Here is a 22,267-nt window from a genome sequence, read left to right on the forward strand (position 1 = left end):
TGCCTGAAGCCTTACGAGCAGCCGCAAAGGGCCGGCGCGCCACCGCATCCGGCCACGCCGCGCGCGCATCCGATGGACATGGCCGACGGCATCTCAGCCACCGGCGCCCTCGCCCGCCACCGCGGCATCGGGGCGCGGCCGCGCCTGCGCGTGCACGTCCTGCTGCCAGAAGTCGTAGAAGTTGAACCAGTTGTAGGGCTCCTGGCGGGCGTAGTGCTCCACCCGGGCGGCGTAGCGGGCGATCAGCGCATCCAGCGCCGGGCCGCGTCCCTGGCGCGGGATCTCCACCCGCTCGGCCAGCGGCTCGAAGACCAGCCGGTAGCGGTTGCCGCCCCGGTACAGGCCGAAGCACAGCACCACCGGCACCTTGAGCGCCTGCGCCAGCAGCCACGGCCCGACCGGGAACGGCGCCGGCAGGCCGAGGAAGGGCGCGTGCCGCAGCACCTCGTGCTCGCGGCCGCGGTCGGCCAGCAGCGCCACCATCGCGCCCTGGCGGCAGGCCTCGTCGGCCGCCAGGGCGATGGAGGGGCCGCCCAGCGCGGCGTCGATCACGCTCTCGCCCATGCCCGGCGCCAGCGCCTCCAGCATCTCGGTGAGCGCCGGCGTCTTCTGCTTGTCCAGCACCACGCGCAGGGGCACCTGCGGGCAGCGCGTGCTGATCGCCCGCAGCGCGTCGAAGCTGCCCTGGTGCGAGCCGACCAGCAGCACGCCGCGTCCCTGCCGGATGCGCGCCTCCAGGTGCTCCAGCCCCTCGATCTCGATGTCGAAATCGCGCTCGCCGCGGGCGAGCAGGAAGATGCGGTCGAACAGGGTGGCGGCGAAGAAATAGAGGTGGCGCAGCACCTGCCAGGCCGAGACGGGCCGGCCGAGCACGCGCTCCAGGTACTGCCGCGAGGCGGCGCGCTCGGGCGCGCGGCGCAGGAAGAAATACAGCGTGGTCGGATACAGCACCAGGCGGCCGAAGCCGCGCCCGGCATGCAGCGCGATCATGCGGATCAGCCACAGCGCAAAGCGCCCGCCGCCCTCGCGCTGCGACTGCCAGTGCCCGCTCATGCCGGCGCGCCCTCGACCAGGCCGCGGGCGAGCAGCGCCTCGCCGAGCCGGATCTCGAAGCGCACGCGCGCGCCGGCCTCGGTCAGCGTCAGCTCGGCGCGCTGCGCGGGCCGCAGCGGCGCGACGAACTTGGCCTCGGCCACCTTCGCCAGCCGCTGCCCGCGCCAGGCGCGCAGCGCCGTCGCCACTTCATCCAGCAGCAGTACCCCGGGCACCAGCGGGTCGCCGGGGAAATGGCCGGGCAGGCAAGGGTGATCGGCGCCGATGCACAGGGCCGTCTGGAAGCGAGTCGTACTCATCCGAGTTTCGTCCGCATCGCGTGGATCAGCATAGCGCCGGCCGTGCCGCGCTCCAGGTGGCGCCGGCGCCGCGTGGGGCGAAGGCAGGCAGTGTGCCGCCACAGCGTGCCGCGGCGACGCTGAACGCCCACGGCATCAGGCCGTGCGGTGCTGCTCGATATGCGCCGACAGCGCGGCGAGGCTGCCGAAGATGCGCTGGTTGTCCGGGTTGTCCGAACGCAGCTGGAAGCCGTAGCGCTTGGACACCGCCAGCGCGATCTCCAGCGCGTCGATCGAATCCAGGCCCAGGTCGCCGCCGAACAGCGGCGCGTCCGGTGCGATCTCTTCCGGCGCAATCGTGTCCAAGTTCAGGCTCGCCACGATCAGCCGGGCCAATTCGTGCTGCGCCGCAGTCTGTTCTGCCATGCTCGATTCTAGACCTCCCAACTTACTCGCCCTCCCCCGATGGCAAGGTCGCGGAGTGTAGCATGGCCCCCTCCTTCGCCCCTGGCCTTGCGACGATGGTTCCGTGTCGTGAAGGTGTTGGGGGGACGGCATGGATGCACGCGGCGCCGCAGTCCGCCGACCGAAACGTTCGACGGCACGCAGCCGCTGCGGATACGCGAACGATGCGCCGATGCGTTGCACGCCTCGCGCATGGCGAAGCTCCGCGCAACCGGCGCGGCCTGGCGTCGTCGGTGCCGGTCAGCAGTGGCGATCGACACCCGGCATGGCGCGCAGGCGGCCACTCGCGAACGGCTTCGCTACGCGCCGCCGCGCCACTCCCGCTTTTATTTTTTGACCGGCCGCCGCCAGCCCGGAATGCTGGTCTGGCGCGCGCGCGCCACGGTGAGCGTGTCCGCCGGGGCATCGCGGGTGATCACCGCCCCGGCGCCGATGGTGGCGCCGGCGCCGATCTGCACCGGCGCCACCAGCGCGCTGTTGGAGCCGATGAAGGCGCCGTCGCCGATCTCGGTGCGGTGCTTGTGCACGCCGTCGTAGTTGCAGGTGATGGTGCCGGCGCCGATGTTCACGCCGCTGCCGATGCCGGCATCGCCCAGGTAGCTCAGGTGATTGGCCTTGCTGCCCTCGCCCAGGTGCGCGTTCTTGGTCTCGACGAAGTTGCCGATGTGCACGCCGGCAGCCAGCTCGGTGCCCGGCCGCAGCCGCGCGAACGGGCCGATGGTGCAAGAGCCGTGCGTGACCACGCCGTCGAGGTCGCAATGCGCCAGTACCACCGTGCCGGCGGCGAGGCGCACGTTCTTCAGCCGCACGAACGGGCCGATGCGCACTTCATCGCCTAGCGCCACCTCGCCTTCGAGGACCACGTCGATGTCCAGCTCCACGTCGCGGCCCGCGCTCACCGCGCCGCGCACGTCCAGGCGCGCGGGGTCGGCCAGGCGCACGCCTTCGGCCATCAGCGCGCGCGCCTGGCGGCGGCGATACTGCGCCTCCAGCTCCGCCAGCTGCAGCGGGTCGTTGGCGCCGGCCGCCTCGACGGGGTCGGCGCACTCCACGCAGCGCGCCGGCCGGCCCTCCGCCGCCGCCATGGCGAAGACGTCGGTGAGGTAGTACTCGCCCTGCGCGTTGTCACGGCCGAGCCGCGCCACCCAGGCGCGCAGCGCGGCCGCGTCGGCGCCGAGGAGGCCGGTGTTGATCAGGTCGATGGTGCGCTGCGCCTCGTTGGCGTCCTTCTCCTCCACCACCGCACGCACCAGGCCGCTGCCGTCGCGCAGCACGCGGCCGTAGCCGCGCGGCTCGGGCAGGCGGGTGGCGAGCAGGGCCAGCGGGGCGTCGCCGTCGGCGAGCGCGCGCAAGGTCTCCACCCGCGTCAGCGGCACGTCGCCGTAGAGCACCAGCACCCGCGCGCCGTCCGGCACACGCGCCAGCGCCTCGCCCACCGCGTGGCCGGTGCCCAGCTGCTCGGCCTGCAGCACCCAGTCGAGATCGTCCTGGCCGGCGAAGGCCGCCCGCACCTGCTCGCCGCGATGGCCGTAGACCACGTGGATGGCCTGCGGCGCCAGCGCCCGCGCGGCCTCCAGCACGTGCGCCAGCAGCGGCCGGCCGGCCAGGGGCATCAGCACCTTGGCACGGTGCGACTTCATCCGCTTGCCCTCGCCGGCGGCGAGGACGATGACGTGCAGGGGCGGCTGGCTCATGGCGGCAAGGCTCGGGTTTTACCGGCGGGAGAGCATAGCAGCCACGGCGTTCCGGCTCGGGTCAGCCGCCAGCCTCCGCGCCGCTGGCGGACGTCGAGGACTGCCCTGCATGGCAGGCGAAATGGAACACGTAGGTCTGGCTGAAGGGACGGGCGGCGCTGTCCACCTGATGGCTGTTGCCGTTGGCGTCGGCCGCCCAGCGGGTAACGGTCAAGGGTGCGAAACGCCATTGCGTCGCGGCCGCGCGGGCGGCGGCGATGAAGGCGCGGCGCGCCGGGTCGGCGGCGGCCTCGTCCGCCACGCGCACCTCGCCGACCTTGCCGGCCTCGTCCACGATCAGCAGGGCCTGCACGTCCACCGGCGGCGGGCAGGCAGCAAGCTGCGAGGGCGGATAGACCGGATCGACGCGCTGGATCGTGCCGGCGCCGCTGGCGACCTGGCCCAGGGCCAGTTGGTAGTGCGCCGTGCCGGCCGGCTCCACGGCCCGCCACGAGGCATCGCCCTGCGACGGCGGCGGCGACGCATGCGTCGAGGTGGTTTTCGGAACGGCGACGCAGGCCGCGAGCAGCACGACGGCGACGAGCGGCATCCCTCGCAGCGCGATGCGACGAGCCGGGCGCGATGTGCGCCTATCGCGGGCCTGGATGTCGATGGCGAATCCGCTTCGCCGCGCGCGGCGCGCGCCGGCCTCTGTCCGTTGCATCGCTCCATGCTGCCGAAACGACGACGCCGGCTCAAGGCCGGCGTCGTCGTGGATCGGAAAGATGTCGCGTCAGTGCTTGAGCGTCTTGCGCAGACGCTCCAACGCCTGCAGCTGGGTGATCGCCTCGGCCAGCTTGGCCTGCGCCTCGGCGACTTCCAGCGCATCGGTGCGGTTGGCCAGCGCGTCCTCGGCTTCCTTCTTGGCGCGCTGGGCGGCTTCTTCGTCGATGTTCTCGGAGCGGATCGCGGTGTCGGCCAGCACGGTCACTACCTGCGGCTGCACCTCCAGGATGCCGCCGCTGGTCACCGCGATGTCCACCTTCTCGCCGTCGGGCTGGGTCACCACGACCTTGCCGGGCTTGAGGCGCGTGATCAGCGGCGCGTGCCGGGGCGTGATGCCCAGTTCGCCGACTTCGCCGGTGGCGACCACCAGGGTCGCCTCGCCGGAATAGATCTCGGCTTCGGCACTGACGACTTCGACGCGAATGGTAAGGCTCATGAGGGTTCTCGCTCTGCTCGACGGGAATGGGGAATGGTGAATCGGGAATGGGGCGACGAGCTTGCGCTCTTCGATTCCCTATTCCCGATTCCCGGCTCTCGAATCATGCCGCCTTCTTGGCGCCCATCTCCTCGCCCTTCTTGATCGCCTCGTCGATGCCGCCGACCATGTAGAACGCCTGCTCGGGCAGGTAGTCCACGTCGCCGTCCACGATCATCTTGAAGCCGCGGATGGTTTCCTTGAGCGGCACGTACTTGCCCGGCGCGCCGGTGAACACCTCGGCCACGTGGAACGGCTGCGAGAAGAAGCGCTCGATCTTGCGCGCACGGGCCACGGCCTGCTTATCCTCTTCCGACAGCTCGTCCATCCCTAAGATCGCGATGATGTCCTTGAGCTCCTTGTAGCGCTGCAGCGTGCCCTGCACGCGGCGGGCCACGTCGTAGTGCTCGGCGCCGATCACCAGCGGGTCGAGCTGGCGGCTGGTCGAATCCAGCGGGTCCACCGCCGGGTAGATGCCCAGCGCCGCGATGTTGCGCGAGAGCACCACGGTGGCGTCCAGGTGGGCGAAGGTGGTGGCCGGCGAGGGATCGGTGAGGTCGTCCGCGGGCACGTACACGGCCTGGATCGAGGTGATCGAGCCGTTCTTGGTGGAGGTGATGCGCTCCTGCAGCGCGCCCATCTCCGAGGCCAGGGTCGGCTGGTAGCCCACCGCGGAGGGCATGCGGCCGAGCAGCGCGGACACCTCGGTGCCGGCCAGCGTGTAGCGGTAGATGTTGTCCACGAAGAACAGCACGTCGCGGCCCTTGCCGTGCTCGTCCTTCTCGTCGCGGAAGTACTCGGCCATGGTCAGGCCCGTCAGCGCCACGCGCAGGCGGTTGCCCGGCGGCTCGTTCATCTGGCCGTACACCATGGCCACCTTGTCGAGCACGTTGGAGTCCTTCATCTCGTGGTAGAAGTCGTTGCCCTCGCGGGTACGCTCGCCCACGCCGGCGAACACGGACAGGCCCGCGTGCGCCTTGGCGATGTTGTTGATGAGCTCCATCATGTTCACGGTCTTGCCCACGCCGGCACCGCCGAACAGGCCGACCTTGCCGCCCTTGGCGAACGGGCAGACCAGGTCGATCACCTTGATGCCGGTCTCGAGCAGGTCGCTGGCGGCGGCCTGCTCGTCGTAGCTCGGCGCCTCGCGGTGGATCACCCAGTCGGCCTGGCCTTCGATCGGGCCGGCCTCGTCGATCGGGTTGCCGAGCACGTCCATGATGCGGCCGAGCGTGGCCTTGCCCACCGGCACCTTGATGCCTTCGCCGGTGTTGCGCGCGATCAGGCCGCGCTTCAGGCCGTCGGTGGAGCCGAGCGCGATCGTGCGCACGATGCCGTCGCCGAGCTCCTGCTGGACTTCCAGCGTGATCGCGGTGCCGTCGATCTTCAGCGCGTCGTAAACCTTCGGCACCTGGTCGCGCGGGAACTCCACGTCGATAACCGCGCCGATGATCTGTACAACCTTGCCCTGACTCATGGATCTGCTCCGGATGGATCTTTCAGTGTCTGTTGCGGCGCCGCCTCAGCGTCGCCAATGAATGGGTATCGCGAGACTCACACCGCCGCGGCGCCGCCGACGATTTCCGAGATTTCCTGGGTGATCGCCGCCTGGCGGGCCTTGTTGTAGACCAGGGTCAGCTCGTCGATCACCTTGTTCGCATTGTCGGAGGCGGCCTTCATCGCCACCATGCGCGCGGCATGCTCGCAGGCGAGGTTCTCCAGCACCGCCTGGTACACCACCGACTCCACGTAGCGTGCCAGCACGTACTCGAGCACGGTCGCGGCGTCGGGCTCGTAGATGTAGTCCCAGTCGTGCTGCTGCTCGAGCTTGAGGCCGGCGACTGGGGTGTTCGGCGAAGCCTCGCGCTTGCCTTCCTCCACCGCCTCCAGCTCCGCCGCCACCACCGGCAGCGGCAGCAGCGCTTCGATCGCCACGCGCTGCACCATGGTGTTGACGAAGTCGTTGTAGGCCAGGAACACGCGGTCGAGCTTGTTCGCGCTGTAGGCGTCCAGCACCACCTTGATCACGCCGACCAGGCTCTCCAGCTTCGGCTTCTCGCCCAGGTGCGACACGCTGCCGACCAGGTTCACGCCCTTCAGGCGCTTGAAGAACTGCACGGCCTTCTGGCCGATCGCCACCACGTCCACTTCCACGCCCTGGTCCTGCCAGGCCTTGATGGCCGGCAGCAGGCGGCGGAACAGGTTGGAGTTCAGGCCGCCGCACAGGCCACGGTCGGTGGTGACCACCACGTAGCCCACGCGCGCGACCTGCTCGCGCTCCTGCAGGAACGGGTGGCGGAAGTCGGTGCTGGCCTGGGCGACGTGCGCGATCACCTTGCGCATCTGGCGCGCGTAGGGGCGCGAGGCCTTCATCAGGTCCTGCGCCTTGCGGATCTTCGAGGCCGAGACCATTTCGAGCGCGCGCGTCACCTTGCGCATGTTCTGCGTGCTCTTGATCTTGGTTTTGATTTCGCGTCCGCCTGCCATCTTTTCTCGCTCGCTGTGCTCGCTCGAGGGAATCGGGAATGGGGAGTCGGGAATAGGGCGGCGAGCCTTGAGCTCTTCCGATTTCCTATTCCCTGACTCTCTATTCCCGGCTTACCAACTACCGGTCTTCTTGTACTCGTCCAGGCCGGCCTTGAAGCTGCCTTCGATGTCGCCGTTCCAGTCGCCGCTGGCGTTGATCTTGGCCAGCAGCTCGCCGTGGTTCTGCTCGAAGAAGGCGTGCAGGCCCTTCTCGAAGGCCAGCACCTTGTTCACCGGCACGTCGTCCAGGTAGCCCTTCTCGGCCGCGTACAGCGACAGGCCCATGGCGGCGATCGACAGCGGCGCGTACTGCTTCTGCTTCATCAGCTCGGTCACGCGCTGGCCGCGGTCGAGCTGGGCGCGGGTGGCCGGGTCGAGGTCGGAGGCGAACTGGGCAAAGGCCGCCAGCTCGCGGTACTGGGCCAGCGCCAGCTTCACGCCGCCGGAGAGCTTCTTGACGATCTTGGTCTGCGCGGCGCCGCCCACACGCGACACCGAGATGCCCGCGTTCATGGCCGGGCGGATGCCGGCATTGAAGAGGTCGGTCTCGAGGAAGATCTGGCCGTCGGTGATCGAGATCACGTTGGTCGGCACGAAGGCCGACACGTCGCCGCCCTGGGTCTCGATGATCGGCAGCGCGGTGAGCGAGCCGGTCTTGCCCTTGACGGCGCCGTTGGTGAACTGCTCCACGTACTCGGCCGACACGCGCGAGGCGCGCTCGAGCAGGCGCGAGTGCAGGTAGAACACGTCGCCCGGGTAGGCTTCGCGGCCCGGCGGGCGCTTGAGCAGCAGCGAGATCTGGCGGTAGGCCACGGCCTGCTTGGAGAGGTCGTCGTAGACGATCAGCGCGTCTTCGCCGCGGTCGCGGAAGTACTCGCCCATGGCGCAGCCCGAGTACGGCGCGATGTACTGCAGCGCCGCCGACTCGGAGGCCGAGGCCACCACCACGATGGTGTTGGCCAGCGCGCCGTGCTCCTCGAGCTTGCGCACCACGTTGGCGATCGAGGAGCGCTTCTGGCCGATGGCGACGTAGATGCACTTAATGCCCGAATCCTTCTGCGCGATGATCGCGTCGATCGCCATCGCGGTCTTGCCGGTCTGGCGGTCGCCGATGATCAGCTCGCGCTGGCCGCGGCCCACCGGCACCATCGCGTCCACCGACTTGTAGCCGGTCTGCACCGGCTGGTCGACCGACTGGCGCCAGATCACGCCCGGCGCCACCTTCTCGATCGGCGAGCTCAGCGAGGCGCCCAGCGGGCCCTTGCCGTCGATGGGGTTGCCCAGCGCGTCGACCACGCGGCCGAGCAGTTCCGGGCCCACCGGCACCTCGAGGATGCGGCCGGTGGTCTTGGCGACGTCGCCCTCGCGCAGGTGCTGGTACTCGCCCAGCACCACCGCGCCGACCGAGTCGCGCTCGAGGTTCAGCGCCAGCGCGAAGGAGCCGCCCGGCAGTTCGATCATTTCGCCCTGCATCACGTCGGCCAGGCCGTGGATGCGCACGATGCCGTCGGACACGCTGATGATCGTGCCCTCGTTGCGGGCCTCCGCGCCGAGCTTGAACTGCTCGATGCGGGTCTTGATCAGCTCGCTGATCTCGGACGGGTTGATGGTGGTGCTGGACATGGTCGTTGATCCTTGGGTCTGCGCCGCCTTCGCGGCACCCGATGAATTTGAATCGTGTCGTTACGCCAGGGCGCCGGCTAGGCGGGCCAGGCGGCCGCGCGCGGAGCCGTCGATCACTTCGCTGCCGGTGTCGATCACCACGCCGCCGAGCAGCGCGGGGTCGACCGCCGTTTCCAGTTCGATCTCGCGCTTGAAGCGGCGCTTGAGCGAGGCCTTCAGTTGCTCGGCCTGCGCGGCGTCGAGCGCCATCGCGCTGGTCACCTTCACCAGCAGCTGCTGCTCGGACTCGCGCTTGTACTCCTCGAACAACTCGGCCACTTCCGGCAGCAGCGCCAGACGCCGCTGCGCGGCCAGTTCGCCGAGGAAGCGCGCGAACGCGCCGTCGGCCGGCGCGCCCTCGGGCAGGTGCAGCGCGGTCAGCTGCGCAGGTGCAACGCGCGGGTCGTTGCCGAAACCGGCCACGCGCGGGTCCTTCGCCACCGCGGCGGCGAAGGCCAGCGCCTGCGACCACGGCGCCAGCGCACCGGCCTCGTGAGCCAGCTCGAAGGCCGCACGGGCGTAGGGACGGGCGAGGGTGAGTGCCTGCGCCATGGCTTAGATCTCGGCCGCGAGCTGGTCGAGCATGGCCTTGTGGGCCGAGGCGTCGATCTCGCGCTGCACGATCTTCTCGGCGCCCTGCACCGCCAGGCGGCCCACCCAGCCGCGCAGCTCCTCGCGGGCGCGCTGCTGCATGCTGGCTACCTCGTCCTCGGCGGAGGCCTTCACCCGCGCCGCTTCGGCCAGCGCCTCGGCGCGCGCCTTCTCGACGATCTGCGCGGCCTGCTGCTGCGCCTTGTCGACGATCTCGGCGGCCTGCTGGCGCGCCTGCTTGATCTCGAGCTCGACCTTGGCGTCGGCCGCCTTCAGTTCGGCGTTCGCGCGCTCGGCCGCGGCCAGACCGTCGGCCACCTTCTTCTGGCGCTCCTCGATCGCGCGGCTGAGCTGCGGCCAGATGAACTTGGTGGTGAACCAGACCAGGATGGCGAAGGAGACCATCTGGCCCAGGAAAGTCAGGTCGATTTTCATGGGCTTTCCGATAATTCCGGTGACGGGTTAAGCCGCCATCCGCCGCAACCCGAGGCTGCGGCGGCGCGATCGTCCGATCAACCGCCGGTGGCGGCGCGGACAGCCTCGATCAGCGGGTTGGAGAACGCGAACAGCAGCGCCACGGCCAGGCCGATGATGAAGGCCGCGTCGATCAGGCCGGCGAGCAGGAACATGCGGCCCTGCAGCAGCGGCACCAGCTCCGGCTGGCGGGCGGCGGACTCGAGGAACTTCGAGCCCATGATGCCGATACCCAGACAAGCGCCCAGCGCGCCCAGGCCGATGATGAGACCGATGGCAATGGCGGTCAGGCCCTGCACGTGTGCGATGAGTTCCATGGTGTTCTCCTGTGAAACGGTTGGATGGCTGAAGAAAAACTGGGGAAAACGCAGCGAAAAGCTTAGTGGTGCTCGCGCGCCATCGTGATGTAGACGATGGTCAACATCATGAAGATGAACGCCTGCAGCAGGATGATCAGGATGTGGAAGATCGCCCAGGCGGTGTTGAACAGCACGCCCGGCACGAAGCTGATCCAGCTGGCGAAGAGGCCGGCGATCAGCATGAACACCAACTCGCCGCCGTACATGTTGCCGAACAGTCGCATCGCCAGCGACACCGGCTTGGAGAGGTACTCCACCACGTTGAGCAGCAGGTTGAACGGCATCAGCGCCACCTGCGCCACCGGGTTGCCGGCGTGGAACGGGGCGACCAGCAGGTCCTTGCCGAAGCCGAAGCCGCCCTTGGCCTTCACGCCATGCGCGATGATGATCAGGAACACGGCCGCGGCCAGCGCCACCGTGGTGTTGATGTCGGCGGTGGGCACCCAGCGGAAGAAGGTGTGGTGCGCGGCCTCGTCGCCGGCCACGGTCTTCACCGCCCAGCCCGGCGCATCCAGCGGCAGCAGGTCCATCGCGTTCATCAGCGCGACCCACATGAAGATCGACAGCGCCAGCGGCGTCAGCGTGCGGCGGTCGCCGTGGAAGGTGTCCTTGACCTGGGTGTCGACGAATTCGACCACCAACTCGACGAAGGCCTGCCCCTTGGACGGCACGCCCGAGGTGGCGCGGCGCGCCCGCAGCCAGAACCACACGCAGAACAGCAGCCCCAGCGCGAACGAAACCAGCAGCGTATCCAGATGGATCTGCATGAAGCTGCTATCGCCGAGCACCAGCGTGTGATGGTGCAGGTGATGCTGGATGTAGCCGGTGAGACCGTCTTGCGGCTCGCTCGCCATGTCTTTCAGCCCTTGAATCTGAACGCCAGCAGATTTATTGCGTAAGCTGCCACCAGCCCCGTGATGGCGGCCAGTGGCGGCAACTTGAATTGGCCAATGATCACGATCAGCCCTCCGATGATCGCGATCCATTTGAGGATCATGCCCGCCAGCAGTCGTCCCAGCGCCAGGCCAGCGACGCTGATCCCGGCGAAGGCGCGCGCCGACAACAACACGTTGCCCACTGCGACGAGCAGCGCGCCCGCTGCGGCGGCCAGGGCCTCGCGGCGTCCTCGCGCGAGAAAGGCGAGACCCGCCACGGCTGCCACGGCCAGCTGCCACAACACGATGCGCAGCGCGAGACGCCGTCCGGAGACTAGACTGTTGAGCACGTGAAGATCCCGCGCGGCTTCGCTCTAGGCGTCACCCTTTGCTGCCACGGGTCACGATCCAATTCTGAAAAGTATATCAGCCGCCCATTTGCACGAACAAGTTGCATCGCAGCTTCCTGCGCGGCGCCGGGCCATCGTGCGGGCGCGCGGCGGCCGACGTCGCAGCATGGAAGAAGGGCCGCGATTTCGCGCTGCACCGACGTCGCCACGGCCTTGCGGAGCAGACCCTCCTCCCATCCAAAGCCGTCGCGCTTTTGGCGCGCCGCAACATCGTGCGAGGCGACCGATGCGCGGAATGTCGCAGTGCCTCGGCGCGCCGTGTGCGCCTCAGAAACTGTCGCGGCCGCAGCTCGCGCCCGACGTGCAGGTCTCATGCACCACCACCCGATCGAGACCCGGCAGCGAGGACTCCAGGCGACGAAAGATCCAGCGCGCCAGCATCTCGCTGGTCGGGTTCTCCAGCCCCTCGATGTCGTTGAGGTAGCGATGGTCGAGTTGCTCGAACAGCGGCGCGAAGGCGGCCTTGACGTCGGCGAAATCCATCACCCAGCCGGTCGTCGCATCCGGCTCGCCGGCGACGTGGATCTCGATGCGGAAGGAATGGCCGTGCAGGCGCGCGCACTTGTGCCCGGCGGGCACATTGGGCAGCCGGTGGGCGGCCTCGATCTGGAAAACCTTGAAGATGTGCATGGCGCCGATCCAGCAGCCGGACGGACCGGAAGGGTGCGCGCAAGGCGGACCCGGAAACGATGGTGGCTATGGGTGGACTCGAACCACCGACCCCAGCATTATGAGTGCTGTGCTCTAACCGGCTGAGCTACATAGCCAGAAACTTCACTGCAGACCGCAATGGGTCCGCACAGAGCCGCTCAGTCTAGTCGAGAGACGGTCGACATTCAAGCCTCGGCTTGCCGCCTTTCGGTGGGCTGTGCTTGAATCGTTTCGTGTGACGAGGCCGCCGCCGTTTCGCGGCCTCGGCCGGCCGAGGAGGCGACATGATCGACGTGGATGGTTACCGCCCGAATGTAGGCATCGTGCTGCTCAACGCAGACGGTCGCCTGTTCTGGGCGCGCCGCGTCAACCGCGACGGTTGGCAGTTCCCGCAGGGTGGCATGCGCAGCGACGAGACGCCGCTGGAAGCGATGTACCGCGAGCTGAAGGAAGAAACCGGCCTCTCCCCCCATCACGTCGAGGTGGTCGCCAACACCCGCGGCTGGCTGCGCTACCGCCTGCCCAGCCGCTACGTGCGCCACCACCAGCGCCCGGTCTGCATCGGGCAGAAGCAGGTGTGGTTCCTGCTGCGCCTGGTCGGCGAGGAAAACGCCCTGCAGCTGGACGGCTGCGAGAAGCCCGAGTTCGACCTCTGGCGCTGGGTCGATTTCTGGTATCCGGCCACCCACGTGGTCAACTTCAAGCGCAGCGTGTACGAGCGTGCACTACGCCATTTCGCGCCGGTGGTGGAGGCCCTGCTCGAAGTCCAGCTGGGCAGCCAACCGCGCCGCGAACAGACGGACCACGGCGGCGGCTGTGCTGCTGCCTGAACGTCTCGCCAGGGGTTGTTGACAATCATTCGCATTCACAGTCCAATGCACGGCATGTACATCTGCCTGTGCAACGCCGTCACCGACCACGACATCCGCCGCGCCGCGGCCGAGGGTGTACGCAGCTTCGGCGAGCTGCAGGCGCGCACCGGCTGCTCGGACTGCTGCGGCACCTGTGAATCGGCCGCACGTGCCTGCCTCGACCAGGCGATGGCGCAGACGGTGCCACTGTCGCTGCCGGTCGTCCCCGCCTGAAGCCTGCCCGCGGATCGCTTCCGCCCTCGCGCGGAAGCATTCTCGTTCCGCCGCGCCCTCGCACCATGCGCTAGTCTCCGCCGACAAAACGCTTCCAAGGAGACGCGCCCATGAAAGGGGACGCCAAGGTCATCGAGTACCTCAACAAGGTGCTCTACAACGAGTTGACCGCGATCAATCAGTATTTCCTGCACGCCCGCATGTTCAAGGACTGGGGTTACCAGGAGCTGGCCGACCACGAGTACAAGGAATCGATCGAGGAGATGCGCCACGCCGACAAGCTGATCGAGCGCATCCTGTTCCTCGACGGCCTGCCCAACCTGCAGACGCTGGGCAAGCTGCGCATCGGCGAGAACGTGCTCGAATGCCTGCAGGGCGACCTGGACCTGGAGATGCTCGCCACCGCCGACCTGCGCGCGGCGATCGCGCACAGCGAGGGCATCGCCGACTACGTCAGCCGCGACATCTTCAAGGCCATCCTGCACGATGAGGAGAACCACATCGACTGGCTGGAAACGCAGTTCAGCGTGGTCAAGGACATCGGCGCCGAACGCTACCTGCTGAGCAAGGTCGGCGACTGACCTGCGCCAACGGCCGCGCGGAAGCGTGCGGCCGTTCCTTGACGCTTTCGTCACGGCCGGGCTATACCGATTTTTTTCGCCGGGTAGCCCCGATGGCCTCACGCCGCCCACCGCCGCGCTACGTCGTGCGCCCGCACGATGACCACGCCCTGCGCCGCCGCCGGCGATGGCTGGGCGCCGCCTGGCTGGGCAGCCTGCTGCTCACCGCGCTCGTCACCGGCACGCTGGCCTGGCGCACCACGCCGGCCGCCGTCGACCACCACGAACTGAAGCAACTGGCGACCGAGAACGACACCCTCAAGCAGCAGGTGATCAACCTGCAGCGCGCCGAGCAGGTCAACACCATCGCCACCAAGGCATTGCGCGACGCGCTGGCCGAGCGCGAAGCCGAGATCGGCGGCCTGCGCACCGACCTCGGCTTCTACGCCAAGCTGGTGGGCGGCGACGCGCAGCGCCAGGGGCTCGACGTGCAGGCCACGCAGTTGGAGCCAGTGGCCGGCTCGCGCGGCTGGAACCTCGCGCTCAACCTCAGCCAGAACGCCAAGCGCGGCGAGGAAGTCAGCGGCCGCCTGCGGGTCGGCGTGGAAGGCATGCGCGGCAACCGCGTGGAACAGCTGGACTGGCCCGCGCTGGGCGACGCCGCGCAGAAGGACGGCCTGCCGTTCCGCTTCAAGTATTTCCAGCAGCTGCACGCCACGCTCGTGCTGCCCGCCGACTTCCAGCCGCTGCGCCTGCACATCCGCGCCCAGGCCGATGGCGATGCCGCGCTCGACCGCGTGATCGCCTGGCGCGACGCCATCGGCGACAAACCGACCACCCAGGGGATTTGACATGCTTCAGCGCAAACGCAGCGAACGCCCGTCCGGCACGTCCGGCAGCCTCGACACCAGCCTGATCGCCCAGGGCACCACGATCCACGGCGACCTGCGCTTCAGCGGCACGCTGCACCTGGACGGGCGCGTCGAGGGCGCGGTGCTGGCCGAGGGCGGGGAGGCGGTGTTCACGCTGAGCGAGCACGGCCAGGTGATCGGCGAGATCCGCGTGCCGCAGGCGGTGATCAACGGCCTGGTGCAGGGCGACATCCATGCCGGCACGCGGCTGGAACTGGCGCCGCAGGCACGGGTGACCGGCGACGTGCACTACCGCACGCTGGAGATGGCCGCCGGCGCCCAGGTCAACGGGCGCATGGCCCACCAGGCCGAGGAGGGCCGCCGCGAACTGCCCGCCCCGGCGCTGGACGAAGCCGTGCCGGCCTGAACGCGCTATCCTGCTCGCCCGAGCTTGAGCTTGCCCGCCGCAGCCGCATATCCCTCCTATGGAAACCCTGCTCTCGATCCCCGACTACCGCTCCAGCGGCGCGCCCATGGTGTTCACCGAGGCGGCCGCGCGCAAAGTGCACGAACTGATCGTCGAGGAAGGCAACCCCGACCTCAAGCTGCGCGTGTACATCAGCGGCGGCGGCTGCTCGGGCTTCCAGTATGGCTTCACCTTCGACGAGGCCCGGGCCGAGGACGACTTCGCGCTGGAGCGCGACGGTGTCACCCTGCTGGTGGACCCGCTCTCGCTGCAATACCTCACCGGCGCGGAAATCGACTACACCGAGAACCTCTCCGGCTCGCAATTCGTGATCCGCAACCCCAACGCCAAGACCACCTGCGGCTGCGGCTCCTCGTTCTCGATCTGATCCGGCGCGGATGGCTCCGTTGCGCCCCAACACCTTCGCCGGGCTGAGCCTGGTCCTCGACCGCGTCGCCGAGCGGCGCGACGAGTTGGACTGGGTGGAGGCGCAGGCGCTCTCGGACGAGGCGCGCTACCTGCTGCTCGACCCGGCCGGCGAAACCTGGCTGCTGGCGGAACGCGAAGCCCTGCGCTGGCTCGATGCGAACGAGCGCCGCGCCCTGTTCGCCGACCTTCCCGCCAGCCTGCTCGGCATCGCCGAGGGGCGTCCGCACTTCCTGCTCGCACTCGACGACGCCCATCCGGCGGACGCGCTCACCGCCGCGCTCGGCGCCCGCCGCATCGGCCTGCGCGACGCCGGCCTGCTGCTGCCGGCGGCCGAGGCCGGCCTGTTCGCCTACGCCAAGGGCCTGGCCCACTGGCAGCGCGAGACGCGCTATTGCGCCTACTGCGGCGCGCCGCTGGTGCTGGTGGCGTCCGGCCACCGCGCGCGGTGCACCAACGCGGCCTGCGGCCGGCTGCACTTCCCGCGCACGGACGCGGCGATCATCGTGATCGTGGAGCACGAGGGCGCCTGCCTGCTCGGCCGCCAGGCCGGCTGGCCGCCCGGCCGCTATTCCACCCTGGCCGGCTTCGTGGAGCCGGGCGAATCGCTGGAAGACGCCGTGCGCCGCGAGGTGGCGGAAGAATCGGGCGTGCGGGTGGAGGCCGTGCACTACCACTCCTCACAGCCCTGGCCGCTGCCTGCCTCGCTGATGGTCGGCTTCACCGCCACCGCGCATTCGCGCGACATCCAGTTGCGCGACAGCGAGCTGGAAGACGCGCGCTGGTTCACGCCGCAGCAGATCGCCGCGGGCCTCGCCGACGGCAGCCTGCTCACGCCGACGCGGCTGTCGGTGTCCTACCAGCTGATCGCGCACTGGCTGCGCGAGCGCGCCGGCCTGGAGCTGGATACGCTCGTCGCGCGCTGACCTGCCGCACCGTGCGGTCGCGCATCAGGCCGCCGGCTCCCTACAATGGAGCGCGTCCCCCGGGAGTTTCGACCATGGCCGTCCCCCTGCTTGCCGTGCTGATCACCCTCGGCCTGCTGCACATGCTGCCGCAGCTCGCGCAGCGCCGCGACGATCCGCTGTTCCGCCGCTGGGTGCGGCAGCTGGACGACACCGCCGGCCGCGGCCGCGTGCTGCTCGCCCTGCTGCCGCCGGTGCTGCTGTGCCTGCTGCTGGACTGGCTGTTCGGCCGCGCGCCACTGGGCGAGTTCGTGCAACTGTTGTTCGGCGTGCTGGTGCTGCTCTACAGCTTCGGCCCGCGCGAGTTCGAGGCCGACCTCGAAGCGGTCCTGCAGGCCGGCGACCCGCCTGGACGCGAAGCCGCCGTGCAACGGCTGGCGGAACCGGGCGGGCAGGTCGTCTGGAACGCCCATGCGGTGGGCGAGGTGATCGCCATGGCGGCGCTGCGCCGGCGCTTCGGCGTGGTGTTCTGGTTCTTCGTGCTCGGCCCGGCCGGCGCGCTGCTGTACCGGCTGGCGCAGACGCTGGGCCGCGACGACGGCGCCTCGGCCGACGGCGCCACGCACGCGCGCTACGTGGCCAACGCGCTGGACTGGCTGCCCGCGCAGCTGCTGGTGTTCACCCTGGCCCTGGTTGGCCACTGGGAAACGGTGATCGGCGCCTGGCGCCGCTGGCACGAGACGGCCGGGCCGACCAGCTGGTACCGGCAGGAGCCGGGCTTCCTCGGCGACGCCGCCTGTGCCGACATCGCGATGGAGATCGAGGGCGGCGACGGCTACACCGAAGAGCGCGCCGATCCGCTGCTGGAACTGCGGCGCATGCGCAGCACCTTCCTGCGCGCCCTGCTGGCGTGGCTGTGCGTGGTGGCGCTGGTGGTGCTGGGCGGCTGGGCGAACTGATCGTCCGCGGCACCGCCGTCCGGCACCGCGCCAAAGCGGCGCGCGCGTGAACGCATCCCTCAAGCCATCGCCCCGCGCAATTCGCGCACCCGCGTCTCTAGCCCTTCGATGCGCACCTGCGCGGGCGCCACCGGCGCATCCACCACCAGCTCCACCCGCGCGCGGAAGCGCCGCGGCAGGCGCGCGCGATGCAGCATGCTGTCGCGCCGGCTCCACACGCTGCCCCACAGGCCGCGCAGCGCCATCGGCACCACCGGTACCGGGCGGCGCTCGAGGATGCGCAGCACGCCCGGCCGAAACGGCGCCACGTCGCCGTCGCGGGTCAGCCCGCCCTCGGGGAAGAGGCACACCAGCTCGCCGTCGGCGAGCGCCGCGTCGATCGCCTCGTAGGCCTGCTGCAGCACCGCCGGATCTTCCTGCTGCCCCGCGATCGGGATCGCCTTGGCGGTGCGGAACACGAAGTTGAGCAGCGGCAGGTTGAAGATCCTGTAGTGCATCACGAAGCGCGCCGGCCGCCGCAGGCTGGCCATCAGCAGCAGCGGGTCCATGAAGCTCACGTGGTTGCACACCAGGATGGCCGGCCCTTCCTCGGGCACGTGGCGCAGGCCGTCCACGCGCACCCGGTAGAACGTGTTCACCAGCACCCAGGTGATGAAGCGCATCACGAACTCGGGCACCAGCACGAAGATATAGGCCGCCACCGCCACGTTGAGCAGCGCGACGGCGAGGTAGATCTGCGTCGCCTCCAGCCCCAATGCGCCGAGCCCCAGCCCGAAGCCGGCGGCCAGCACGATCAGCAGCGCGTTGACGATGTTGTTGCCGGCGATCACGCGCGAGAGCCGCTCGCGCGGCGCGCGCGCCTGCACGTAGGCGAACAGCGGCACCACGTAGAGCCCGGCGGAGAGGCCGATCAGGGCGAGGTCCAGCGCCACCCGCCAGCTGCCCGGCTGGCCCAGGAAGGCCAGCCAGTCCAGGCCTTGCGCCACCGCGGCGCCGTGCCGCGCGAAGTGCAGGTCCACCCCGAACACGGTGAGGCCGAAGGCGCCCAGCGGCACCAGGCCGATCTCCACCCGCCGCCCGCCGATGCGCTCGCACAGCAGCGCGCCCACGCCGGTGCCGATCGAGAACAGGGTGAGCACCAGCGTGTTCACCGAACCGTCGCCGCCCAGCGTGCCGCGCGTGTAGGTGGGCAACTGCGCCACCAGCACGGTGCCGAAGAACCAGAACCAGGAGATGCCGAGCACCGCGTTCCACACCGCGCGGTCGGCGCGGGTGAGCGCCAGCACGCGCGCCGTCTCGCTGAAGGGGTTCCAGTTGAGCTTGAGCTGCGGCGCGGTGGCCGGCGCCGGCGGCACGCGCCGGCTGACGAGGTAGCCGCCGACCGCCACCGCCATCGTCACCAGCGAGACCACCACCGGCCCCGCGCCCGCGATCAGCATCAGCGCGCTGCCCACGATCATGCCAACCAGGATCGCCAGCTGCGTGCCCATCTCCACCAGGCCGTTGCCGCCCACGAGTTCCGCGGGCGCGAGCGCCTGCGGCAGGATCGCGTACTTGATCGGCCCGAACACCGTCGAATGCAGTCCCATCAGGAACAGCACCACCAGCAGCAGCGCGGCGTGGTGCGTGTAGAAGCCCACCGCCGCCACCGCCATCGCCGCGATCTCGAACAACTTCACCGCGCGGATGATGCGCGTCTTCTCGAACTTCTCCGCCAGTTGCCCCGCGCTGGCCGAGAACAGGAAGAAGGGCAGGATGAACAGCGCCGGCGCGAAGTTGGTGTAGAGCGCCACCGTGCGCTCGCCCAGCCCCATCTGGAACGCCACCAGCATCACCATCGCGTTGCGGAAGGCGTTGTCGTTGAACGCGCCGAGCGCCTGGGTCCAGAAGAACGGCGCGAAGCGGCGGCTGCCGAGCAGGGCGAATTGGCTCATACGCGCCTTGGGCTTGGAAGTAGTCGCTAGCGTAGCGTGAATGCGTTGCCGTCCAGCGCCGGCATGGCGGTTTGGGCGCGAGCGCGACGAGGTCCGCCCCGTGCACCGCCGCGGGCCGAATGGCGGCCGGAACCGAAGCGCGCGCTTCGCCGGCCGCCACGCCAGCGGCCGGCGCTCCCGCTCAGCGCTGGCGCTCGATGTCCGCGCCGCCGCCCGGCAGCGGCGCGTCGCCCTGCACGGTGAGCGCCTTGCCGTCCCAGCCCAGCGTGCGCAGCGAGCGGTCCATCACGCCCTGCACCAGGATGCGCTTGCCGTCGGGCGTGAACACCAGGCCCTGCGGCCACAGCGTGCCCGGCGCCTGCGCGAGCCGGGTCAGGTGGCCGTCGGCGAGGGCGAACACGGTGACGACGCCGCGCGGGTGGTAGAGCGGGCTCTGCTGCGGCATCGCCGAACCGTTCTGCGAAACCACGGCGAGGTAGCGGCCGTCGGGCGAGATGTCGGTGCCTTCCGGCGCGTTGGGCACGGCCACCGTCTGCACCACGCGATAAGGCCGGGCGGCGAGGTCGAGCACGGCGAGGCCGCCGGGCTTGCCTTCGCCATGGCCGAGCAGGTTGATCACCGCGTAGCGGCCGTCGGGCGTGAGGCGGATGGTCCACGGGCCGGGCTGCAGGGCGATCGGCTCGGGCTCCACGCGCACCGTGTCGCCGTCGAGATCGAGCACATGCACGCGGTCGCCCTTCCACAGGCTGACCAGGGCGTGGCGGCCGTCCGGCAGGATGGCGAGGCCGGCGGGGAAGCCCGGCTCACCCGGCAGCGCGATGACCTGGCCCTCGCTCAGCCGCTGCCCGTCGAAGCGGTACCAGGAGAGCGTGCCGGAAACGCCGCCGGCGACCAGCACGTGCCTGCCGTCCGGCGTGATGCGCACGGTGGTGGCGCCGGGCGTGGCATGCACCTGCTGCACCACGCGCGGCGCGGCGCCGGCGAGGTCGATCACGCTGAGGCGATCGTCCGGCGTGATGGCCTGCCTGGCGTCGTCCGCGCGCGAGGCGGAAGCCACCAGCGCGATGCGGCCGTCCGCCGACACCGTCACCGCGGTCGGCGGGCCGACCACGCTGGTCGGCACCTCGACGCTCGCGCGCACGCGCCAGCGCCCCTGCGCGTCCGGCGCCAGCACGGAGAGCGTGTCGGCGTGCAGCGGCTGCGGCAGCACCTGCTTGGCCTCGGGGTTGAGCACCGAGTGCGCGTCGTTGGCGGAGACCACCACCTGGGCGTGGGCCGCGGTGGCGGCCAGGCCCAGGCTTAGGCATGAGACGACGGCGAGCAGAGCTTTCATGGCATGGCCTTGCGAGAGGAGTGGAGCGACCCGGCGGCGACCGGCCGTCGCGGGTCGGGAAACGGCTCAGCCGCGGCGCAGCGCGCGGTGGGCGATGTCGCGGCGGCAGAAGCCGCCGTTGAAGCGGATCTTCGCCACCGCCTCGTAGGCGTGCTCGCGCGCGGCGGCGATGTCCTTGCCCAGCGCGCAGACGGTGAGCACGCGCCCGCCGGCGGTGACGGCACGGCCCTCGGCATCCAGTTTGGTGCCGGCGTGGAACACCTTCACGTCGGTGCCCACGGCGGCGTCGAGGCCCTCGATCACGTCGCCGCTTTGCACCTTGCCGGGATAGCCGCCGGCGGCCAGCACCACGCCGATGGACGGGCGCGGGTCCCAGACGGCATGGGTGCGCTCAAGTTCGCCGTCCAGCGCGGCCTCGACCAGCTCGACCAGGTCGGACTTCAGGCGCAACATGATCGGTTGCGTCTCCGGGTCGCCGAAGCGCACGTTGAACTCGATCACCTTGGGCGCACCGCGCTTGTCGATCATCAGGCCGGCGTAGAGAAAGCCGATGAAGGGCGCGCCCTCGGCGGCCATGCCGCGCAGGGTGGGCTCGATCACCTCTTTGAGGATGCGCTGCTCCACCGCCGGCGTGACCACCGGCGCGGGCGAGTAGGCGCCCATGCCGCCGGTGTTGGGGCCGAGGTCGCCCTCGTCGCGGCGCTTGTGGTCCTGGCTGGAGGCCATGGGCAGCGCGTGCTGGCCGTCGCTCATCACGATGTAGCTGGCCTCCTCGCCTTCGAGGAATTCCTCGATCACCACCCGCGCGGAGGCGTCGCCATAGGCGTGCGCGCCGAGCATGTCGTGCAGCGCGAGTTCCGCGTCGGCGAGGGTCAGCGCCACCACTACGCCCTTGCCGGCGGCGAGGCCGTCGGCCTTGATCACGATCGGCGTGCCGCCGCTCTGATGGGCCTGTTCGCGCACGTAGGCCAGCGCGGGATGCAGCTCGGTGAACACCGCGTAGCGCGCGGTGGGGATGTTGTGGCGGAGCAGGAAATCCTTGGCGAAGGCCTTGGAGCCTTCCAGCTGCGCGGCGATGGCGCGGGGCCCGAAGATGCGCAGGCCCGCGTCGCGGAACTTGTCCACCACGCCGGCCACCAGCGGCACCTCGGGGCCGACCACGGTGAGCGCGACTTTCTCGGCCTTGGCCAGCTTGAGCAGGCCGTCCAGATCGGTCACCGCCACCTCGGCGTTGCGCAGGCCGCGCTCGCGCGCCGTGCCGGCGTTGCCGGGTGCCACGATCACCTCGCTCACCCGCGTGGACTGCTTGAGCTTCCACGCCAGCGCGTGCTCGCGGCCGCCGCTGCCGATCACCAGTACTTTCATGCCTCGCTCCGCCGGATGGGGTCGCGCCGGATGGCGCAGCGCGGCATTGTACCGGGTGTGTGCCTGCGTACGGCCAGATCCGCACCCCACCGCTGCCGCGGCGGC

The 22,267-nt window shown here is 70.0% G+C and carries 26 protein-coding genes and 1 tRNA gene; 8 read left to right on the forward strand and 19 right to left on the reverse strand.

Annotation, left to right across the window (positions count from 1 at the left end; translation table 11 throughout):
* Window positions 1–93: 93 nt before the first annotated feature.
* The 16 genes from ACH65_RS01380 to ACH65_RS01455 form a co-directional block, all read right to left on the reverse strand.
* Window positions 94–1,053 carry a lysophospholipid acyltransferase family protein gene (locus ACH65_RS01380; protein WP_049620778.1) on the reverse strand — a complete coding sequence of 320 codons (960 nt, stop codon included), beginning with the start codon at window positions 1,051–1,053 and terminating at the stop codon, window positions 94–96.
* Window positions 1,050–1,352 carry an ApeI family dehydratase gene (locus tag ACH65_RS01385; RefSeq protein WP_049620779.1) on the reverse strand — a complete coding sequence of 101 codons (303 nt, stop codon included), beginning with the start codon at window positions 1,350–1,352 and terminating at the stop codon, window positions 1,050–1,052. Before ACH65_RS01385 ends, ACH65_RS01380 begins: the two co-directional genes overlap by 4 nt.
* A 135-nt stretch (window positions 1,353–1,487) precedes the next feature.
* Window positions 1,488–1,757 carry a phosphopantetheine-binding protein gene (locus ACH65_RS01390; protein ID WP_049620780.1) on the reverse strand — a complete coding sequence of 90 codons (270 nt, stop codon included), beginning with the start codon at window positions 1,755–1,757 and terminating at the stop codon, window positions 1,488–1,490.
* Between the two features lie 365 nt (window positions 1,758–2,122).
* On the reverse strand, window positions 2,123–3,490 hold the full coding sequence (gene glmU / locus ACH65_RS01395) for a bifunctional UDP-N-acetylglucosamine diphosphorylase/glucosamine-1-phosphate N-acetyltransferase GlmU (RefSeq protein WP_049620781.1): 1,368 nt from the start codon (window positions 3,488–3,490) through the stop codon (window positions 2,123–2,125).
* Between the two features lie 61 nt (window positions 3,491–3,551).
* Window positions 3,552–4,079 (reverse strand): hypothetical protein, encoded by a 528-nt coding sequence (locus ACH65_RS01400; RefSeq protein ID WP_049620782.1) that lies wholly within the window; start codon window positions 4,077–4,079, stop codon window positions 3,552–3,554.
* A gap of 183 nt (window positions 4,080–4,262) precedes the next feature.
* On the reverse strand, window positions 4,263–4,691 hold the full coding sequence (locus ACH65_RS01405; protein WP_049620783.1) for a F0F1 ATP synthase subunit epsilon: 429 nt from the start codon (window positions 4,689–4,691) through the stop codon (window positions 4,263–4,265).
* Between the two features lie 103 nt (window positions 4,692–4,794).
* Complete coding sequence (atpD, locus tag ACH65_RS01410) at window positions 4,795–6,207, reverse strand: F0F1 ATP synthase subunit beta (RefSeq protein ID WP_049620784.1); 1,413 nt, start codon at window positions 6,205–6,207, stop codon at window positions 4,795–4,797.
* 77 nt (window positions 6,208–6,284) lie between these two features.
* Window positions 6,285–7,217 (reverse strand): F0F1 ATP synthase subunit gamma, encoded by a 933-nt coding sequence (gene atpG, locus ACH65_RS01415; protein ID WP_049620785.1) that lies wholly within the window; start codon window positions 7,215–7,217, stop codon window positions 6,285–6,287.
* Between the two features lie 111 nt (window positions 7,218–7,328).
* Complete coding sequence (atpA, locus tag ACH65_RS01420) at window positions 7,329–8,879, reverse strand: F0F1 ATP synthase subunit alpha (RefSeq protein WP_049620786.1); 1,551 nt, start codon at window positions 8,877–8,879, stop codon at window positions 7,329–7,331.
* 60 nt (window positions 8,880–8,939) lie between these two features.
* Window positions 8,940–9,470: a F0F1 ATP synthase subunit delta gene (locus tag ACH65_RS01425; protein WP_049620787.1), complete on the reverse strand. Its 531-nt coding sequence runs from the start codon at window positions 9,468–9,470 to the stop codon at window positions 8,940–8,942.
* Between the two features lie 3 nt (window positions 9,471–9,473).
* Entirely contained in the window at window positions 9,474–9,944 is a 471-nt protein-coding gene (locus ACH65_RS01430; protein ID WP_049620788.1) for a F0F1 ATP synthase subunit B, read from the reverse strand.
* A 77-nt stretch (window positions 9,945–10,021) separates the two neighbouring features.
* Window positions 10,022–10,300, reverse strand: coding sequence for a F0F1 ATP synthase subunit C (atpE, locus tag ACH65_RS01435; protein ID WP_049620789.1), 279 nt, complete (start codon window positions 10,298–10,300; stop codon window positions 10,022–10,024).
* 62 nt (window positions 10,301–10,362) lie between these two features.
* Window positions 10,363–11,196, reverse strand: coding sequence for a F0F1 ATP synthase subunit A (gene atpB, locus ACH65_RS01440; protein ID WP_049620790.1), 834 nt, complete (start codon window positions 11,194–11,196; stop codon window positions 10,363–10,365).
* A gap of 5 nt (window positions 11,197–11,201) precedes the next feature.
* A complete protein-coding gene (locus tag ACH65_RS01445; protein WP_049620791.1) occupies window positions 11,202–11,567 on the reverse strand; it encodes an ATP synthase subunit I in 366 nt (121 codons plus the stop codon).
* Window positions 11,568–11,894: 327 nt separating this feature from the next.
* On the reverse strand, window positions 11,895–12,257 hold the full coding sequence (gene queD / locus ACH65_RS01450; protein WP_049620792.1) for a 6-carboxytetrahydropterin synthase QueD: 363 nt from the start codon (window positions 12,255–12,257) through the stop codon (window positions 11,895–11,897).
* A gap of 60 nt (window positions 12,258–12,317) precedes the next feature.
* A tRNA-Met gene (locus ACH65_RS01455) sits at window positions 12,318–12,394 on the reverse strand.
* Window positions 12,395–12,562: 168 nt separating this feature from the next.
* On the opposite strand from ACH65_RS01455, the gene ACH65_RS01460 reads away from it, so the two are divergent.
* The 8 genes from ACH65_RS01460 to ACH65_RS01495 all read left to right on the forward strand — a co-directional run bounded on the left by ACH65_RS01460 (window position 12,563) and on the right by ACH65_RS01495 (window position 17,530).
* The gene (locus ACH65_RS01460) at window positions 12,563–13,108 is read left to right on the forward strand and encodes an RNA pyrophosphohydrolase (RefSeq protein WP_049620793.1); all 546 of its coding nucleotides are present in this window, start codon (window positions 12,563–12,565) and stop codon (window positions 13,106–13,108) included.
* A gap of 45 nt (window positions 13,109–13,153) precedes the next feature.
* The gene (locus ACH65_RS01465; RefSeq protein ID WP_082190081.1) at window positions 13,154–13,363 is read left to right on the forward strand and encodes a (2Fe-2S)-binding protein; all 210 of its coding nucleotides are present in this window, start codon (window positions 13,154–13,156) and stop codon (window positions 13,361–13,363) included.
* A 110-nt stretch (window positions 13,364–13,473) separates the two neighbouring features.
* Complete coding sequence (bfr, locus tag ACH65_RS01470) at window positions 13,474–13,944, forward strand: bacterioferritin (protein WP_049620795.1); 471 nt, start codon at window positions 13,474–13,476, stop codon at window positions 13,942–13,944.
* A 92-nt stretch (window positions 13,945–14,036) separates the two neighbouring features.
* Window positions 14,037–14,774 (forward strand): DUF6776 family protein, encoded by a 738-nt coding sequence (locus ACH65_RS01475; protein WP_049620796.1) that lies wholly within the window; start codon window positions 14,037–14,039, stop codon window positions 14,772–14,774.
* A 1-nt stretch (window position 14,775) separates the two neighbouring features.
* Window positions 14,776–15,201: a bactofilin family protein gene (locus ACH65_RS01480; RefSeq protein ID WP_049620797.1), complete on the forward strand. Its 426-nt coding sequence runs from the start codon at window positions 14,776–14,778 to the stop codon at window positions 15,199–15,201.
* Window positions 15,202–15,259: 58 nt separating this feature from the next.
* Window positions 15,260–15,628 (forward strand): iron-sulfur cluster insertion protein ErpA, encoded by a 369-nt coding sequence (erpA, locus tag ACH65_RS01485; RefSeq protein WP_049620798.1) that lies wholly within the window; start codon window positions 15,260–15,262, stop codon window positions 15,626–15,628.
* 10 nt (window positions 15,629–15,638) lie between these two features.
* Window positions 15,639–16,592 (forward strand): NAD(+) diphosphatase, encoded by a 954-nt coding sequence (gene nudC / locus ACH65_RS01490; RefSeq protein ID WP_049620799.1) that lies wholly within the window; start codon window positions 15,639–15,641, stop codon window positions 16,590–16,592.
* A 74-nt stretch (window positions 16,593–16,666) separates the two neighbouring features.
* Window positions 16,667–17,530 carry a hypothetical protein gene (locus tag ACH65_RS01495; protein ID WP_049620800.1) on the forward strand — a complete coding sequence of 288 codons (864 nt, stop codon included), beginning with the start codon at window positions 16,667–16,669 and terminating at the stop codon, window positions 17,528–17,530.
* 59 nt (window positions 17,531–17,589) lie between these two features.
* On the opposite strand, the gene ACH65_RS01500 is transcribed toward ACH65_RS01495, so the two are convergent.
* From ACH65_RS01500 to purD, 3 genes are all read right to left on the reverse strand, one after another.
* Window positions 17,590–19,464, reverse strand: a complete 1,875-nt coding sequence (locus ACH65_RS01500; RefSeq protein ID WP_049620801.1) for an MFS transporter — start codon at window positions 19,462–19,464, stop codon at window positions 17,590–17,592.
* 181 nt (window positions 19,465–19,645) lie between these two features.
* Entirely contained in the window at window positions 19,646–20,797 is a 1,152-nt protein-coding gene (locus ACH65_RS01505; protein ID WP_049620802.1) for a lactonase family protein, read from the reverse strand.
* Window positions 20,798–20,863: 66 nt separating this feature from the next.
* Window positions 20,864–22,162 carry a phosphoribosylamine--glycine ligase gene (purD, locus tag ACH65_RS01510; RefSeq protein ID WP_049620803.1) on the reverse strand — a complete coding sequence of 433 codons (1,299 nt, stop codon included), beginning with the start codon at window positions 22,160–22,162 and terminating at the stop codon, window positions 20,864–20,866.
* Window positions 22,163–22,267 lie beyond the last annotated feature (105 nt).

This window comes from Frateuria defendens (genome assembly GCF_001182895.1).
In the GTDB taxonomy this organism is placed as follows: Bacteria; Pseudomonadota; Gammaproteobacteria; order Xanthomonadales; family Rhodanobacteraceae; genus Frateuria_B; species Frateuria_B defendens.